Below are 14,792 nucleotides of genomic sequence, written 5' to 3' on the forward strand. Positions count from 1 at the left end.
CACTGCCTGTGGGGGGCGGCATGGTTCTGCGGTTCGGTCTGCTCGGCCCGGTACTCCTCCACGACGGCGCACGCGCCGCGGGAGTGAGCAGCCCCAAGGGGAGAGTGCTGCTCGCCGCCCTGCTGCTCCAGGCCAATCGGCCGGTCGCGCTGGAACACCTCAGGAACGCCCTCTGGGGTGAGCACCCGCCCGCCGGAGCCCAGGCGGCGCTGCCCAATCACGTGACCCGGCTCCGGCGGCTCCTCGCCGCGGCCGACGGCGGGGCGTCGAGGCTCCGGGCGGTTCCACCGGGATACCTGCTGGAGGTCCACGACGGCGAACTCGACCTGGACGTCTTCGAGGAGCGACGGACCCAGGCCCGCCGTGCGCACACGGACGCCGACTGGACCGCGGTCGCCCGGACCACCGACGCCGCACTCGATCTGTGGCGCGGGAATCCGCTGGCCGACCTCCCGGACTTCGCCGAGGCCCCCGCCCGGCTGCCGGTGATCCGGCGGCTCGTGGAGGCGCGGCTTGAGCTGCTGGAGTGGCGCTTCGACGCCGCGCTGGGCCGGGACAGCCACCACGAGGTGCTGGCCGAACTGGCATCGGCGGCCGATGAGCATCCGTTGCGCGAGGTGTTCCACCGCCAGCTCATGCTCGTCCTGCACCGCACCGACCGGCAGGCCGAGGCGCTTGAGGTGTTCCAGCGGCTGCGCCTGACCCTGGCCGATGAACTGGGTGTCGCGCCCGGCCCGGCCGTGCAGGAGGCGTACCAGGAGATTCTGACCCGGCCCCCGGGCCGGCCGCCCTCGGACCGTGCGCAGGCGGCCGGCCCGGCGCCGAGCGCACCCGAGGACGCCCCGCCGCCGCCCGGAGCGCAGGCGGCCGCACCAGCGCGCGTGACGCCCATCGGCCCCGTCCAGGAACAGCCGGCCTTCAACAGCCAGCTCCCCATGGACGTGCGCCACTTCGTCGGACGGCAGGCCGAACTCGAGAGCCTGGTCACTCTCCTGACCCCGGCCCCGACGAGCGGCGCGCCCGTCGCCACCGCTCCCGTCGTCGTCACCGGCATGGGCGGGATCGGCAAGACCGCGCTCGCCGTTCATGCCGCACACCGGCTGCGGCACCTCTTCCCCGACGGGATCCTCTACGCCGACCTGCGCGGCTTCGGGGCGGGGGAGGCCCGCGGCGCCGGAGACCTGCTGGCCCGCTTCCTCTCGGACCTCGGCGCCGTCCACGGGCCGCTGCCGGAGGAGACCGACGACCGGGCCGCGACGTTCCGCGCCGCCCTCGCCGATCGCCGGGTCCTACTGGTGCTGGACAACGCCCGGGACGCCCGTCAGGTCGCCCCGCTGCTGCCGGGCAACGGGGCGAGTGCCGCGATCGTGACCAGCCGGCAGACCCTTGCCCCTCTGCCGGGAGCCGACCTGCTGCCCCTGAAGCCGCTCGGCCCCGCCGAGCAGCGGGATCTGCTGGCCGAACTGTGCGATGTCGCCCGGCTGCGGCACGAGCCGGCCGCTGCCGCCGACATCCTGGCGGCCTGCGGCGGGCTGCCGCTCGCCCTGCGTATCGCCGGGGCCCGGCTGGCGGCCCGGCCGTCCTGGCCGCTGACCGCGCTGGCGGAGCGGCTGAAGGGCCCGAGCGGCCGGCTGAGGGCCCTGTCCGTCGGAGGTGCGGCCGTGCGTTCGACCCTGGGTATGAGCTATGTCGCGCTCCGCGACAGCGAGCTCCCCACCGAACGGGCCGCGGCACGGGCGTTCCGGCTGCTGGGCCTGTGGCCGTGCCACGTCCTCTCCCTGGAGGGTGCTGCCGCCCTCCTGGGACTCGCCGTGGACGACGCGGAGGACGCCGTCGAGGCGCTGGTCGACGCCCATCTGCTGGAGAGCCCGCAGCCCGGCAGGTACACCTTCCACGACCTGCTCGGCGAGTACGCGCAGGAGTGCGTCGAGGCCGAGGAGAGCCCGCTGGACCGGCACGACGCGCGGTCCCGGCTGCTGGTCTGGTACGCGGCGGCGGCGGCGGAATCCTGCCGGACCGTCTCCTTCACGAGCCAGGCGCCGCCCCCGCTGGACGACCCGGCCGGGGCGCCGATGCCCGTTTTCGCCGATGCCGAGTCCGCTCTGCACTGGTGCGTACAGGAACTGCCGGCGATCACGGAGGCGATCGGTCTGGCGGGCGAGCTCCGCCGCCCCGACATCGCCTGGCGTCTCGCGGTGGAGATGTTCGGATACGCGGAGACGTACTGGTGGACCGGTGAGTGGGACGCCCTCCTGGACGAGGCCCTGGCTATCGCCCTTCGTGAGGACGACACCTTCGGGCAGGCGTGGCTGCACCGGCGGATCGGGGTGGCCCACGGCATGGCCTACCGCAACGAGGCCGCGCTGGAGAGCCTCCTGGAGGCACTGGCCCTGTACGAAGCGATGGACGACGTGGGCGCGGAGGCTTCGATCACGGGCAACATCTTCATGTGCTACATGCAAATGAACAGACCCCAGGAGGCGTTGCGGTACGCCCGCCGCTCCCAGGAGCTGTTCGGGCTGGCCGGGAACAAGGTGAGCGCGCTGATCGCCCTGACCCGGACGACGGACGCGCTGGTCCTCGGTGGCGAACTGGAGGAGGCCGAGCGCCAGTTCCGCAAACTGGTCGCTCTCCTGGAGTCGGAGCACAGGCATCCCACTCAGGTCGCCACCGCACTGACCAACTTCGGCAGGACCCTCGTCGCCCTGAACCGGCGTGAGGAAGCGCTTGAGACGCTGTACAAGGCGCTGGCCATCCGGCGCCGGCTCGATGACCAGGGCGGCACCGTCGACTGCCTGGAAGCGGTGGCGGAGGCGTACTTCGCGTTCGGCGACTGGCAGCAGGCCCGCGTCCACTGGGAGCAGTCCCTGCTGATCAGCCGGACCCTGGGGCTGGCCCACGGGATCGAGCAGGCCCGGCGCGGCCTCGCGATGCTGGCGGAACACGCCTGACGGGCGGGACCGGGGAGGGACCTCGCCCGGATCGCGAGGCGACGGCGACCGGCACCCCGCTGCCGTCACCCGAAGCCGTCCACCCCCGGTTCCCGGCCGACTACCGTCCGGTCCGTGGCCAACTTCCGCCCGGCGTGCGGCCGGACCGCGCGGTCCGGCCGGGCCGCGACCCGTCGGCCGTCGTCCCGCTCAGCCGCTGTGCCCTGCGTCAGGACGGCTGCCGCGACGGCCGGCTCCGCCCTTCGCTCAGTACCAGAGGGTGCATGTGCGCCCGGCCCAGTCGCCGAAGCGGTAGAGGCAGGCGCGGGATACCCGGCCCACGTCGTAGTACATGGGGGACCGGGTGAGGGAGTAGTTGGGCGAGCTGGAGGACACGGTCCTGCCCTCCGTGCCGGGCTGGGTCTCGCCGAGGATCTCGCACACCGTGTGGTCGTTGTGGCAGCGCTCGATGTACATCGAATAGTCGTACGGATTGGAGCCGTTGACGTACTCCGTGCGGGCCCAGACGTAGAAGTCCCCGTCGGTGGTGCCACTGCGCATCTCGATGGAGTACCCACTGGTGTAGTCGTACGGTCCGGACTGTGTACGCGGACCGTACTGCCAGGTCTGGATGTTCGGATCGTGCCCGTCGCATCCGAAGCCGGAACACGAGGCGGCCCAGGCGGGAGCCGGGGCGCTGAGCAGGGCGCCGATGGCGGCGCAGAGAGTGGCGAGCACGACTCCCGCCCTGACCCGGAACGTTCTTCTTCGCTGCTGCTGCATGATGGTCTCTCCTTGTCGACGACTGTGTGCGCGGTACTCGGTCAGCAGGCCGGCTACCAGCGGTAGAGGGCCCACACCTGGTTCCAGTTGTTGTCGTCGGTGTTCTTGTGGTTCCACTGGACGACGTCCGTGCCGTTGTTCAGATCCGAGTACGGGACGTCGATGACGAGCCAGCTCGCGTTGTTCCAGAGGACGCCCTCGTTCGCGACCTTGTCGTTCTGGCCGAAGGACCACTTCTGGTTCGCGCCCCCGTGGCAGTCCCAGACCCGGATCGGCGCCCCCGGGTCGGTGCGCCAGTCCGCGACCTCCAGGCACTTGCCGCTCTCGGCGTTGACCAGCGTGGTCCCGGCGCTCTTGTTCAGGTCGTCGAGGTACCAGCGCTGGTTCAGACCGCTGTTGCAGTCCCACTGCTGGGCAACGGCGCCGTTGAAGTCCTGACCGCCGGGGATCTCCAGGCACTTCCCGCTGTTGGTGTTGACGACCTCGAAGTAGCCGTAGTCCGTCGCGGCCGATGCTGGGGAGACGGCCACGCCCATCAGCAGCCCCGCCGCGCCCGCTGCCGCGACCGCGGCACGTCGAACCGACCTCATCACATGCGTCTGCACGGTCCACCCGTTTCCACTCGCGGGACCACACCGTGCGGCCCCGATGCGGCGATCCTGGCGGGGGCCCTTAACCGTTGCCTATCCGTTCGCTACCCGGGCTGTCCCGCCGCAGGTGAACAGGTGCGTCACGCACAAAGGCCGGTCCGGATTCCAGGGGAATCCGGACCGGCCTTCCCGCCGCATGTCTCACGCCAGGTGGAACACCTCGGTGAGCGGCACCATCGCCTCGTCCGCAGCCTCCGACTGCTCGAAGAAGTCCGCCATGTCGCGCTGCCACCGCTCGTTCACCTCGGTCGAGGCCATCGCCGCGCGGGCCGCGTCGAAGTCCTCGGTCTCCAGATAGCCGACGAGCAGCCCGTCCTCACGCAGGAAGAGCGAGTAGTTGTGCCAGCCCGCGTCGGAGAGGGCGGCGAGCATGTCCGGCCAGACGGCGGCATGGCGCTCGCGGTACTCGGCGATGCGGTCCTTGCGTACGGTCAGCAGAAAACAGACGCGCTGCATGGTCGGGCTCCCGGGCGGTGGGCGCGCCGGTGCGGGACCGCGTGGCGCGCGGAGTGAGGGGCGGACTGAAAGGTTTCAATCCGCTCGTCGCAAGTTAGACGGGCAGCGGGCAAACGGTCAATGGATCGTCCCAGCGGTGCGCCCGGGGCTGGTGCGTCCGGATGAATCTCGGCCGAGGTGCGATGCGGAACTTTCGGAATCGGGCTGTATGGGGAGGTCGAGAACGAGCCACCGGCTCCGTCCCAGGGGCATCGTTGGCCACCACGGGCCGCACGAGGAAGAAGGAGAGGCCGGTATGGCGATTCAACGGATGGACAACGTCGGCATCGTCGTCGAGGACATGGACGCCGCCGTCGCGTTCTTCGTGGAGCTCGGCTTGGAGCTGGAGGGCAGGACGGAGGTCCAGGGCCTCTTCGCCGACCAGTGCACGGGACTCGATGGTGTCCGCTGCGAGATCGCGATGGTCCGCACCCCGGACGGGCACAGCCGACTGGAGCTGGCGAGATACCACAGCCCTGCGGCGACCGCCGGCCCGCGCAACCCGCCCCACAACGTCCTGGGCACGCACCGCGTCATGTTCGCGGTCGACGACATCAAGGACACCGTTGCCCGTCTGCGCCCGCACGGCGCCGAACTCCTGGGCGAGATCGCCCGGTTCGAGGACAGCTATCTGCTCTGCTACGTCCGGGGCCCGGAGGGCATCATCGTCGGACTGGCCGAGCAGTTGGGCTGAGGAAGAGGTGAGGTGGGTCCGCCGGCCCCGTGAGCAGGCCGTGGCCGGCCTTGGGGGAGGGCGCTCTCCGCGGAAGCTGTTCCGCGGAACCTGCCCTGCGCGACGTGCCCTGCGGCGCCAAGTGAATCACCGACGTGGTGAAGGCCGTACCCGTCCTTCACCACGTATCGACGTGAGACCGGGAAAAGCTCGGCTACCCGACGCTCTCCCAGTCTTTTCGTGGCGCGTTCGGCTACTCAGTGATGCTGGAAACCGTGCACGTGCTGTCGATGGGCTTGCTCTTCTCGCTGAGGCAGACCGTGATCCACTCGGTGTGTCCGTTCGGGAGGTTCGGGGGCTTGAATTCGAGGCCGCCGCCTCCGTAGCCTTGATTGAACGCCTTGAAGTAGGTTTGACCGTTGGGGTGGTCCACTCTCAGGAAGACTCCGTGCCCGTCCGCGCGCAAGTCGACAACGACGAAACTGTCCGCGTCATTGGACGGCTCAGGCTTGTAGTAGTCGTTCCATTCGACGCGCCCCGTCTGCGCGTTCGCCGGGTAGTACTCGGCCCCTTGGGGGGTGTCCACGCCCACTTGGGCGGATGCGAAACCCTGCGAGCCTATGGCGAGGGCTATACCTGCGACCGTCACAACGGCGGCCTTGGTGCGCTTATTCATGGCCATCATTCCCCTCCGTAATTTATTCGGTGATGTTCCACGACTGGCATCGCGTGGAGATGGGCTTCCCGTTCTGGGTCATGCAGATCTTGAGTTTGCCCGTGGTGTTGTCCTTGAGGTTGGCGATGTTCAGGGCCACGCCGTTACCGTTCGCGCCGTTGGTGTTCGTCACCGAGTAAGTGGTGCCATTGGGATGGGCGAATGACGCGTAAGTGCCGTAGCCGTCCTTGGCGATGTCGTAGACGAAGAACTCGTCCAGGTCGTCGAGCGAGTCCGGGTCGAAGTCCCACCAGTCGACCTGTGCGGCCGCAACGAGGGGCGGGTCTATGTAGTAGTACGAGGTCGGGTTCGCATCGAGCGGTCGCGGCTGAACCGCGTCGGCCTGCGACGGGGCTGCTCCGGTCGAGAAAGCAATCGCAACGACAGCGGCCGCGACACCGAGAGACGATCGCGTGATTCTGCGCATGGTGACTCCCTCACTGTGGATTGGATGCGCCACACGCTGGAGAGTGCCACGTCCCCCTTGCAAGACTCCTGCAACCGGGTTGCAGGACACGCCCGTTGGGCGATGTGCCTGATGTGCGTCATCTCGCCCACGGTGACCGAGAGGGCCCTTTCGCGGCGCGTCGGCGACTACCGCGAGCGGGCTCCGCGACCGGGTCGGCCGGTGCCCTGGACCGGAGGCGCGGGAGCACCACGTCGACCGGGTGCTACGGAAGGGGGTGCCAGTTCGTCCGACGAGCGCCGCTGCCCAAGGGCTGTCCCGCCCGTGCCCCGCCCGCCCCGGCCGGCCCCGCGCGGATGCGTACTCCGACGCGGGGCTCAGCCGTCCCCCGCAGGGGACAGCGCCTCGACGAGCAGCCAGGTCACAAGACCCGGGTCGCGGGATCCGGCTCAGCGGTGATGGCCGCAGTGCTCCGCGTCGGCGCGGCCGACCGCGGCCAGGACGGCCCGGGCGCGCTGCTCGGCCGGACGGAGGCACAGCTCCTCGGCTACGGTCAGGGCGGCTTCCGCCTGCTCCGCGGCGGCCGGCACGTCGCCCTGCGCGTACCGGACCCGGGCGAGGCCGATGCGGGCCTCCGCCTCCTGGTGGCGGAAGCCGCAGCGGGTGGTGATCTTCAGTGCTTCCGTCAGGTGCGCCACCGCCTGCGGGAACTCACCGCTGAGACGCAGGAGTTCACCCAGGTTGGTCAGGTGGCCGTTCAGTGTGCCGGGGTCGGCGTACTCGCGCGCGTACGCAAGCGCCTTCTCGGCAAGTGGGCGGGCGAGACCGAGACGGCCGGTGTCGCGGTGCGTGCGCGCCAGGATCTCCAGGGCCTCGGCTTCGTTGCGGCGTTCCCGGTGCTTCCGGGACAGCCACAGGGCCTGGGTGCCGTCGGCCAGGGCCGCCCCGTAGTCCCCCCGCCCGTGATGGGCGATGGCCCGGTTGACCAGCGGGCTGATGGTCTCCAGTGGCTGTCCGTGGCGCCGGGAGAGAGCGATGGCCTCGCTCGTGGACTCGATCGCCTGCTCCGACTCGCCGAGATAGGAGTGGATCAGCCCCATGATGTCGAGCGCGACACCCAACAGCACCGGGCGGTCGAGGCCGCGGATCAGTGTCAGGGAGCGCTTCTGCCATTCTTCGGCCCGGCGCATCTCACCCCGACGTCCGTAATAGACGGACAGATTGCTCAAGGCTGCTGCCTCGCCGGGGGTGAAGCTGCCGGCCCGGAATCCCTCCAAGGCTCCGAGGAGGTGCTTCAGGTTGTCCCCCTGGTCCTCGACGTGGTGGCCGAGCACGCCGAGGCTCTGGAGCATCGCCGCCCGGGCGAGGATGTCGCCGGCGGCTTCGGCGGCGTGCAGACCGGCGGTGGCCATCCTCTTCCACTCGACCCGGTGGAGCCGGGCGCAGAGGTACATGCGCAGCTGGTCGGTCAACTGCCAAGCGATGTGATGCGGTCCAGTCGAGGCGGCCTGGCTGACCACGGCGGTCATGTTCGCGAGTTCCTGATCCAGCCATTCCAGGGCCTGTTGCCGGTCGGCGAATCTGTCGGAACCGGCGCGCGGCCGGGGCAACTGCGCGATCCCGGTGTACTCGAAGGCAGTGGCGGCATCGGCGGCCGCGAGGTACCAGTCGCACAACCGCTCCCATGCCTCTTCGTGCAGGGGATCCTCCGCGGCGTGCTCGGCCGCGTAGAGCCGCAGCAGATCCTGGAACTGGAAACGGTCGGTCGCGGTGCGCTGTACCAAGCTCGCGGCGGCCAGGATGTCCAGCAGCTCCTCCGCCACGCTCGGCTCGGCCCCCAGCAGCGCGGCCGCGGCTTCCGTGCTGAACTCCGGTCCGGGGTGCAGGCCCAGCAGGGCGAACAGGCGTGCCGCGGACGGTTCGAGCTCCGCGTACGAGTGATCGAAGGCGGTACGGACAGCCTGGCGGTCACCGGCGATGGACAGCTTCGTGAGCCGCGCGCCATCGGCCAACTCGGTGGCGTAGGTCGCCAACGACCGTCCGGGCCGGGCCGCGAGATTGGCGGCGGCGATGCGCAGGGCCAGCGGCAGCCGGGCGCATTGTTCGGCCAGTCGCCCCGCCGCTTCCGGCTCCGCCGCCACCCTCTCCTCGCCCAGGACGCCGGACAGCAGGGCGCGTGCCTCGCCCGGTTCCAGGACCTGCAGCCGAACGGCGTGAGCGGCGTGGCTGACGCTGAGACCGCGCAACTCCCTCCGGGCGGTGATCAGCACCGCTGCCCCCGCGGTGCCGGGGAGCAGGGGCCGAACCTGCTCGGCGTCCGCAGCGTTGTCGATCACGAGGAGCACGCGACGGTCGGCCAGCCGGCTGCGGAAGGCCGCCGCCTGGTCGTCCACGGTCCCCAGGGGGGCGGCGGCGTCCATCCCGGAGGCGTGCAGGAGCGACGTCAGGATCTCGGAGGGATCTCGCGGCCGGTCACCGGCGGCCGGCATCTGTACGTACCACTGGCCGTCCGGGAAGGCCGCCCGCAACCGGTGGCCGAGGTGCACCGCCAACGTTGTCTTGCCGACACCGGGTGAGCCGGTGATGACGACGGGGCCGACCGGAGTCCCCTGCGCCGCTCGCGTCAGCAGGTCCTCCAGTTCCTCCATGTGTCCCGATCGGCCGACGAAAACCGGTCCTGCGGGCGGTAGTTGGCACTGCACGAACCAGTCCGGCCGCGGGGCGGCCACAGCGACGTCCTGGGCCGGGGCGGCAGGGGCCGGGGACGCGCTCAGCTCCGGATCGTCACGCAGGATCGCCTCGTGCAGACCCCGCAGGGCTGCGCCGGGGTCAACTCCGAACTTCTCCGCCAGGCCGCGCCGGAACGACTCGAAGTGGTCGAGCGCTTCGGCCTGGCGGCCGCAGCGGAACAACACGGTCATGAGCTGGGCGACGAGTCGCTCGTCCCACGGGTTCTCGGCCGCGAGGTCGCGCAGCTCAGCCGTCAGCCCGCCGGCTTCCCCCACGGAGAGCCTCCGGTCGATACGGTCCAGCTCCGCTGCCAGCCGTTCCTGCCGCAGACGGGCACGCATCGCTTCGGCCCAGTCCCCGGCAATACCGGAAAGCGGTTCACCACGCCACAGCGCCAGCGCCTCTTCCAGGATCCGCTCGGACTCGACGCCGCTGCCGGCGGCGCGCGCCTCAGCCGTCAGGTCCCGGAAACGATGCAGGTCGACGTCGTCGGCCGGGACCGTGCACACATAACTGCCGGCCCGGCGCACGATCGCTACCGCGCTGTCCTGCCGGCGCAGGGAACCACGCAGACGCGCGACGTAGCTGTGCAGCGTGCTGCGCGCGGTGGCAGGCGGGAAGTCTCCCCATACACACTGGATCAGCTGCTCGGTGGAGAGCGTCTTCCCCGGAGCCAGAAGGAGCGCGGCCAGGACACACCGCTGCTTGGGTGAGCCCAGGGGTATCGGGTGGCCGCCGCACGACGCCGCTATGGGGCCGAGGAGTTGGAATCTCACAGCACGTCACCCACCGATGGTCGGGGGAGGCATGCCCCCCATGCCCCTGAATCGATCAGGACAGCGGCCTGTGGACGACGACTACGCGCGCATGCATACACGGCGTCGCGTCGTCGGTTGTGGCCGGTGTTCTGGTGGATCACTGCGCCAACTTAGCGCGGGCCGACTCTCCAGCCGGAGCGAATAAGGGAACCGTCATGGCGCGCGCCACCTCGTAGTTCTTCCTCCGGCCGTTCACCTGCCGCACCCTCTCCCGGACCTTGCGGTGGGCGGCATCGTCGTCCTCCTGAGCGGGGAGCATCGGCCATCGGGGGCGCTTGCGTTGTGGCGCGGCGATGCCGCAGTCGGGGCAGGCGCTGCCGCTGCCGGCGAGGTCTGCCGGCACGGGGCGGCAGGGGTGGGTGGACGCCGGGAAGCCGCGGTGGTCCAGGCGGGGCGATGGGCAGCTTCACCGTGCATTCACCGTGGACACCCGTAGAAACCCGGTGACAGCCGGACAGCGCCGGGCCGTCCTCGCAGCCTGCAGCGGCCGGTCCGGCGCTTACGCGGCCTCTACGGGCCACTCTCTAGTCTGCTCCGACCAGCGAAAAGGCCCTCCGGGGTGGAGGGCCTCATAGTGGTGCGCGCTGTGCGCCCCCGGCAGGACTCGAACCTGCGGCCAAGCGCTTAGAAGGCGCCTGCTCTATCCACTGAGCTACGGGGGCCGGGTATTGGCCGCGGTGGCCTGGAGCCCCTGGGACCCGGGCGGTCCGTGACCTTGCCGGGACAAGGATAGGGCTCCGATTGTCTCGGCCCGGTTGCTTCACCTGCGTGGCACGATGTGGAGGTTCGGTGAAGCGAGACGATAATCGCAGGTAGGTGCGATTCATGCACCGCTTTTGGCGCCTCACGCCCCGGGTGTTGTGCACTCGTTATGCCTGCGCCCCACTCGTCCCCTCTGTCCGGACGGGGGAACCGGCGCGCAGAGGTGGCTATACGCTTCAAAAAGGCGCCAAAATTGGGCATTCTTCGCATGTGGTGACCTTGGACGTACGGCCTCAGCTCATCGACGCACTTTCCGCCCTGCGCGACCGTGTCGCTGCCGTGCGTCTTCCACTCCCGCTCCCAGGAGCCCCACGCGCCCGGCAGACCAGGATCGAACTGCTCGCCCAGCTCGACGACTACCTGCTGCCCCGGCTCAAGGACCCCGAGGCCCCCCTGCTCGCGGTCATCGGCGGATCCACCGGCGCGGGCAAGTCGACGCTCGTCAACTCCCTCGTCGGACGCCGGGTCAGCGAGGCCGGGGTGCTGCGGCCGACCACGCGCACACCGGTGCTCGTCTGCCATCCGGATGATCATCACTGGTTCGCCGGAGTCCGGGTGCTGCCGCAGCTCACCCGGGTCTGGCTGCCGCCCGAGGAGTCCGCCGACCCCGGCCAGTGCGACGACCTCGACGGACTCGACGGGAACGCGGCCGAGGAGGGGACGGCGCTGCGCGTCGAAACCGCCGCCGGGCTCCCGCGCGGCCTCGCCCTGCTGGACGCCCCCGACATCGACTCGCTCGTCGTGCGCAACCGTGTCCTGGCCGCCGAGCTCATCTGCGCGGCGGACATCTGGGTCATGGTGACCACCGCCTCCCGCTACGCCGACGCCGTGCCGTGGCATCTGCTGCGTACGGCCAAGGAGTACGACGCCTCCCTCGTCACGGTCCTCGACCGGGTACCGCACCAGGTGATCGCCGAGGTGTCCCGGCAGTACGGCGCCCTGCTCACCAAGGCCGGACTCGGCGAGGTGCCGCGCTTCACCATCCCCGAACTGCCCGAATCGGCCGGTGGCGGCAGCGGACTGCTGCCCACCACCGCCGTCGCCCCGCTCCGCGCCTGGCTCACCCACCGCGCGCAGGACCCGGCGGCCCGTCAGCAGGCGGTCGGGCGGACGGCGGCCGGGGTCATCGACTCCCTCGACGTCCGGATGCCGGCCCTGGCCGGAGCGGTGGCGGCGCAGTACGCCGCCGCCGTACGGCTGACCGGTGGGGTGGAGGACGCGTACGGCAGGGAGGGCGCCCGTGTCCGCAAGCGGATCCAGAACGGCGGGGCGCTTGCCGGGGACGCGCGGACCCGGTGGCGGGGTTACCCCCTCTACAGCACCGCGGAGGAGGTGCTCGACGCACTCGTGGACTCCCTGGCCGCGCTCCTGGAGTGTGCGGTGGCCGCCGCCGACGAGCAGATCCGTACGACCTGGCGGCGCGAGCCCGCGGCCGCCGTCCTCGGCTTCGAGGTGACGGGCCGGGAAACGGGCGGCTGGGGTCCCGCCGAGGACATCGGCGGCCGGATCGCCATGACCGTACGGAGATGGCGCCGGGTCCTGGAGGAGCTGGCCGAGGAAGAGCTGCGGCTCATGGAACGCAACACCGCGCCCGACACCGAGACCGTCGCCGCACTCCTGGCCGCCGCACTCCTCGGCGGCCGCCGCGCCCGTACCGCCGGAGAGCAACTGGCCGAACGCATCGGCGTCCAGGGCGCCCTGCGGCTGCGCGACAAGGGCGGCGCGCTGCTCACCACCTATCTCGACCAGGTGCTCGGCGGCGAACGCGACCGTCGGCTCGCCCCGTTGGACGCGCTCGACGTGGCCCCCGAACCGCAGGCCGAACTGATTGCCGCGCTGTCCGTACTGCAGAAGGAGAGGTGGCAGCGATGACTGCCGTCACTGACGAAGGTCCGGGACAGAGCCGGGGACGGACCCGGGCCCCGGAGCCGGCCCCCGGGCAGAGCCCGGACGGCGGAGCCGCCCCCGGCGAGAACCCCGGTCACGACCGGGAACGGCCGCCCGGCGGCTGGGACGACGGACTCATCGCCCGCAGGTCCGCCACCGCCACCGGCAAGGCCGTGCCCGACGCGGCGCCGGTGACGGTGACGGACCCGGAGGGCGACGTACGGCCCCAGGTCGAGGCGTACGTCCCCTCGGGCAGCCCGCTCAGTCCGCGCCTGGACGCGCTGCGCGAACTCGTCGGCCTCTCCAGGGCCCGGCTCGACCGGACCGCCCTCGCCGAGGCGGGCCGGGTGCTCGACGAGGCCGCGGCCAGGCAGAGACTCTCCTCCCGGCACACCGTCGTCGCCATCGCCGGGGCGAGCGGCAGCGGCAAGTCGACCCTCTTCAACTCCCTCGCGGGCGCCCAGATCTCCGAGACCGGACTTCGCAGGCCCACCACCGCCTCACCCCTCGCCTGCTCGTGGACGGACGGCGCCGCGGGGCTGCTGGACCGGCTCGCGATCCCCGGACGGCTCAGGCGCAGGCCCCAGGCCGGCGGCACGGCGGCAGACGAGGCGCTCCAGGGCCTCGTCCTGGTCGACCTGCCCGACCACGACTCGGCTGCGCGAGGACACCGCGACCAGGTGGACCGGGTGCTGGCGCTCGTCGACGCGGTGATCTGGGTGGTGGACCCGGAGAAGTACGCCGACGCCGCCCTGCACGAGCGCTATCTGCGGCCCCTCGCCGGACACGCGGAGGTCACCTTCGTGGTCCTCAACCAGATCGACCGGCTGCCCGGCGAGGCCGCCGACCAGGTCCTGGACGATCTGCGCCGGCTCCTCGACGAGGACGGCATGGCGCTGGGCGAACACGGCGAACCCGGTGCCACCGTCCTGTCCCTGTCCGCGCTCACCGGCGACGGGGTCGGTGAGCTGCGTGAACTCCTCGGCCGGTTCGTCCAGGACCGCACGGCCGCGACCCGCAGGCTCTCGGCGGACGTGGACGCAGCCGCGGCCAGACTCCGACCGGTGTACGTCGCCGAGGGGCGGCCGGGGCTCGGGGAGCGGGCCCGGGAGGAGTTCGCCGACCGGCTCGCGGAGGCGGTGGGCGCCGCCGCGGCCGGACAGGCCGCCGAGCGCGAATGGCGCCGCAACGCCGGACGGGCGTGCGGCACGCCGTGGCTGCGGCTGTGGCGCTGGTACGAGGCCACCCGGCAGCCCGGTGGCCTGGACCGCGGCGCACTCGCCGCGCCGCCCGAGGAACACCTCACCGCGCGCCAACGGGTCGAACAGGCGGTGCGCACGGTGGCCGACGATGCCGCCGACGGGCTGCCCGCACCCTGGGCCCAGGCCGTGCGCGAGGCCGCGGTGCACGGAGCGCAGGGGCTGCCCGAGGCACTCGACGAACTGGCCGGACGGGCCACGGAGGCGGAAGGGCGGGGCACGGACGCGGGCGGCGGCCCGGCCGGTGCCGGGGCCGGCGCCCGAGGCGGTGCGGCTCAGCCCGCCGCGGGCCGCGGTGCGAAGCCCCCGCGACCGGCCTGGTGGCCGGCCGCCGTACTGGCGCAGGTGGCGATGACACTGCTGCAGATCTTCGGGGGGCTGTGGCTCGCCGGACAGATCATCGGGGTACTGCAGCCGGGGCTGCTGACACCCGCTCTGGTGATGCTGGCGGGCATCATCGGCGGCCCGCTGGTGGAGTGGTCGTGCGCGGCGGCGGCCCGGGGGCCCGCGCGGCGGTACGGCCAGGAGGCCGAGCGGCGGCTGCGCGAGGCGGCGGCCGCCTGCGGGCGGGCCCGGGTACTCGATCCGGTGGCGGCGGAACTGGTGCGCTACCGGGAGGTGCGCGAGCGCTTCGTGGCGGTGACGGAGTTCTCCACAACGGGCCGATAGTCCACAGGCTCCAGC

The 14,792-nt window shown here is 71.5% G+C and carries 10 protein-coding genes and 1 tRNA gene; 4 read left to right on the top strand and 7 right to left on the bottom strand.

Features of this window, described 5'->3' with window-relative positions:
• Nucleotides 1-20: 20 nt before the first annotated feature.
• The gene (locus ACGFZA_RS16470; protein ID WP_393679751.1) at nucleotides 21-2,951 is read left to right on the top strand and encodes a BTAD domain-containing putative transcriptional regulator; all 2,931 of its coding nucleotides are present in this window, start codon (nucleotides 21-23) and stop codon (nucleotides 2,949-2,951) included.
• Nucleotides 2,952-3,197: 246 nt separating this feature from the next.
• On the opposite strand, the gene ACGFZA_RS16475 is transcribed toward ACGFZA_RS16470, so the two are convergent.
• From ACGFZA_RS16475 to ACGFZA_RS16485, 3 genes are all read right to left on the bottom strand, one after another.
• Entirely contained in the window at nucleotides 3,198-3,713 is a 516-nt protein-coding gene (locus ACGFZA_RS16475) for a hypothetical protein (protein ID WP_393679753.1), read from the bottom strand.
• Nucleotides 3,714-3,766: 53 nt separating this feature from the next.
• Entirely contained in the window at nucleotides 3,767-4,303 is a 537-nt protein-coding gene (locus tag ACGFZA_RS16480) for an RICIN domain-containing protein (RefSeq protein ID WP_393679755.1), read from the bottom strand.
• 201 nt (nucleotides 4,304-4,504) lie between these two features.
• Nucleotides 4,505-4,819, bottom strand: a complete 315-nt coding sequence (locus ACGFZA_RS16485; protein ID WP_385271080.1) for an L-rhamnose mutarotase — start codon at nucleotides 4,817-4,819, stop codon at nucleotides 4,505-4,507.
• Nucleotides 4,820-5,114: 295 nt separating this feature from the next.
• Between ACGFZA_RS16485 and ACGFZA_RS16490 the strand changes: the two genes are divergently transcribed.
• Nucleotides 5,115-5,552: a VOC family protein gene (locus ACGFZA_RS16490; protein WP_393679758.1), complete on the top strand. Its 438-nt coding sequence runs from the start codon at nucleotides 5,115-5,117 to the stop codon at nucleotides 5,550-5,552.
• Nucleotides 5,553-5,784: 232 nt separating this feature from the next.
• On the opposite strand, the gene ACGFZA_RS16495 is transcribed toward ACGFZA_RS16490, so the two are convergent.
• From ACGFZA_RS16495 to ACGFZA_RS16510, 4 genes are all read right to left on the bottom strand, one after another.
• A complete protein-coding gene (locus ACGFZA_RS16495; protein ID WP_393679760.1) occupies nucleotides 5,785-6,207 on the bottom strand; it encodes a hypothetical protein in 423 nt (140 codons plus the stop codon).
• 22 nt (nucleotides 6,208-6,229) lie between these two features.
• On the bottom strand, nucleotides 6,230-6,673 hold the full coding sequence (locus tag ACGFZA_RS16500; protein WP_385271071.1) for a hypothetical protein: 444 nt from the start codon (nucleotides 6,671-6,673) through the stop codon (nucleotides 6,230-6,232).
• A gap of 428 nt (nucleotides 6,674-7,101) precedes the next feature.
• Nucleotides 7,102-10,158, bottom strand: a complete 3,057-nt coding sequence (locus ACGFZA_RS16505; RefSeq protein ID WP_393679763.1) for a BTAD domain-containing putative transcriptional regulator — start codon at nucleotides 10,156-10,158, stop codon at nucleotides 7,102-7,104.
• Nucleotides 10,159-10,789: 631 nt separating this feature from the next.
• Nucleotides 10,790-10,862 (bottom strand) — tRNA-Arg (locus ACGFZA_RS16510).
• A gap of 319 nt (nucleotides 10,863-11,181) precedes the next feature.
• On the opposite strand from ACGFZA_RS16510, the gene ACGFZA_RS16515 reads away from it, so the two are divergent.
• Entirely contained in the window at nucleotides 11,182-12,834 is a 1,653-nt protein-coding gene (locus ACGFZA_RS16515; RefSeq protein WP_385271890.1) for a dynamin family protein, read from the top strand.
• Nucleotides 12,831-14,777, top strand: coding sequence for a GTPase (locus ACGFZA_RS16520; protein WP_393679765.1), 1,947 nt, complete (start codon nucleotides 12,831-12,833; stop codon nucleotides 14,775-14,777). The genes ACGFZA_RS16515 and ACGFZA_RS16520 overlap by 4 nt, the downstream gene beginning before the upstream one ends.
• The last annotated feature ends 15 nt before the right edge of the window (nucleotides 14,778-14,792 follow it).

The organism is Streptomyces sp. NPDC048211, from assembly GCF_043202315.1.
Taxonomy (GTDB): Bacteria; Actinomycetota; Actinomycetes; order Streptomycetales; family Streptomycetaceae; genus Streptomyces.

What these genes read in the sequence shown, in the direction of transcription:
- ACGFZA_RS16470 (WP_393679751.1), top strand. Translation starts at nt 21, where the DNA reads ATGGTTCTGCGGTTCGGTCTGCTCGGCCCGGTACTCCTCCACGACGGC.
- ACGFZA_RS16475 (WP_393679753.1), bottom strand. Translation starts at nt 3,713, where the DNA reads ATGCAGCAGCAGCGAAGAAGAACGTTCCGGGTCAGGGCGGGAGTCGTG.
- ACGFZA_RS16480 (WP_393679755.1), bottom strand. Translation starts at nt 4,303, where the DNA reads ATGAGGTCGGTTCGACGTGCCGCGGTCGCGGCAGCGGGCGCGGCGGGG.
- ACGFZA_RS16485 (WP_385271080.1), bottom strand. Translation starts at nt 4,819, where the DNA reads ATGCAGCGCGTCTGTTTTCTGCTGACCGTACGCAAGGACCGCATCGCC.
- ACGFZA_RS16490 (WP_393679758.1), top strand. Translation starts at nt 5,115, where the DNA reads ATGGCGATTCAACGGATGGACAACGTCGGCATCGTCGTCGAGGACATG.
- ACGFZA_RS16495 (WP_393679760.1), bottom strand. Translation starts at nt 6,207, where the DNA reads ATGAATAAGCGCACCAAGGCCGCCGTTGTGACGGTCGCAGGTATAGCC.
- ACGFZA_RS16500 (WP_385271071.1), bottom strand. Translation starts at nt 6,673, where the DNA reads ATGCGCAGAATCACGCGATCGTCTCTCGGTGTCGCGGCCGCTGTCGTT.
- ACGFZA_RS16520 (WP_393679765.1), top strand. Translation starts at nt 12,831, where the DNA reads ATGACTGCCGTCACTGACGAAGGTCCGGGACAGAGCCGGGGACGGACC.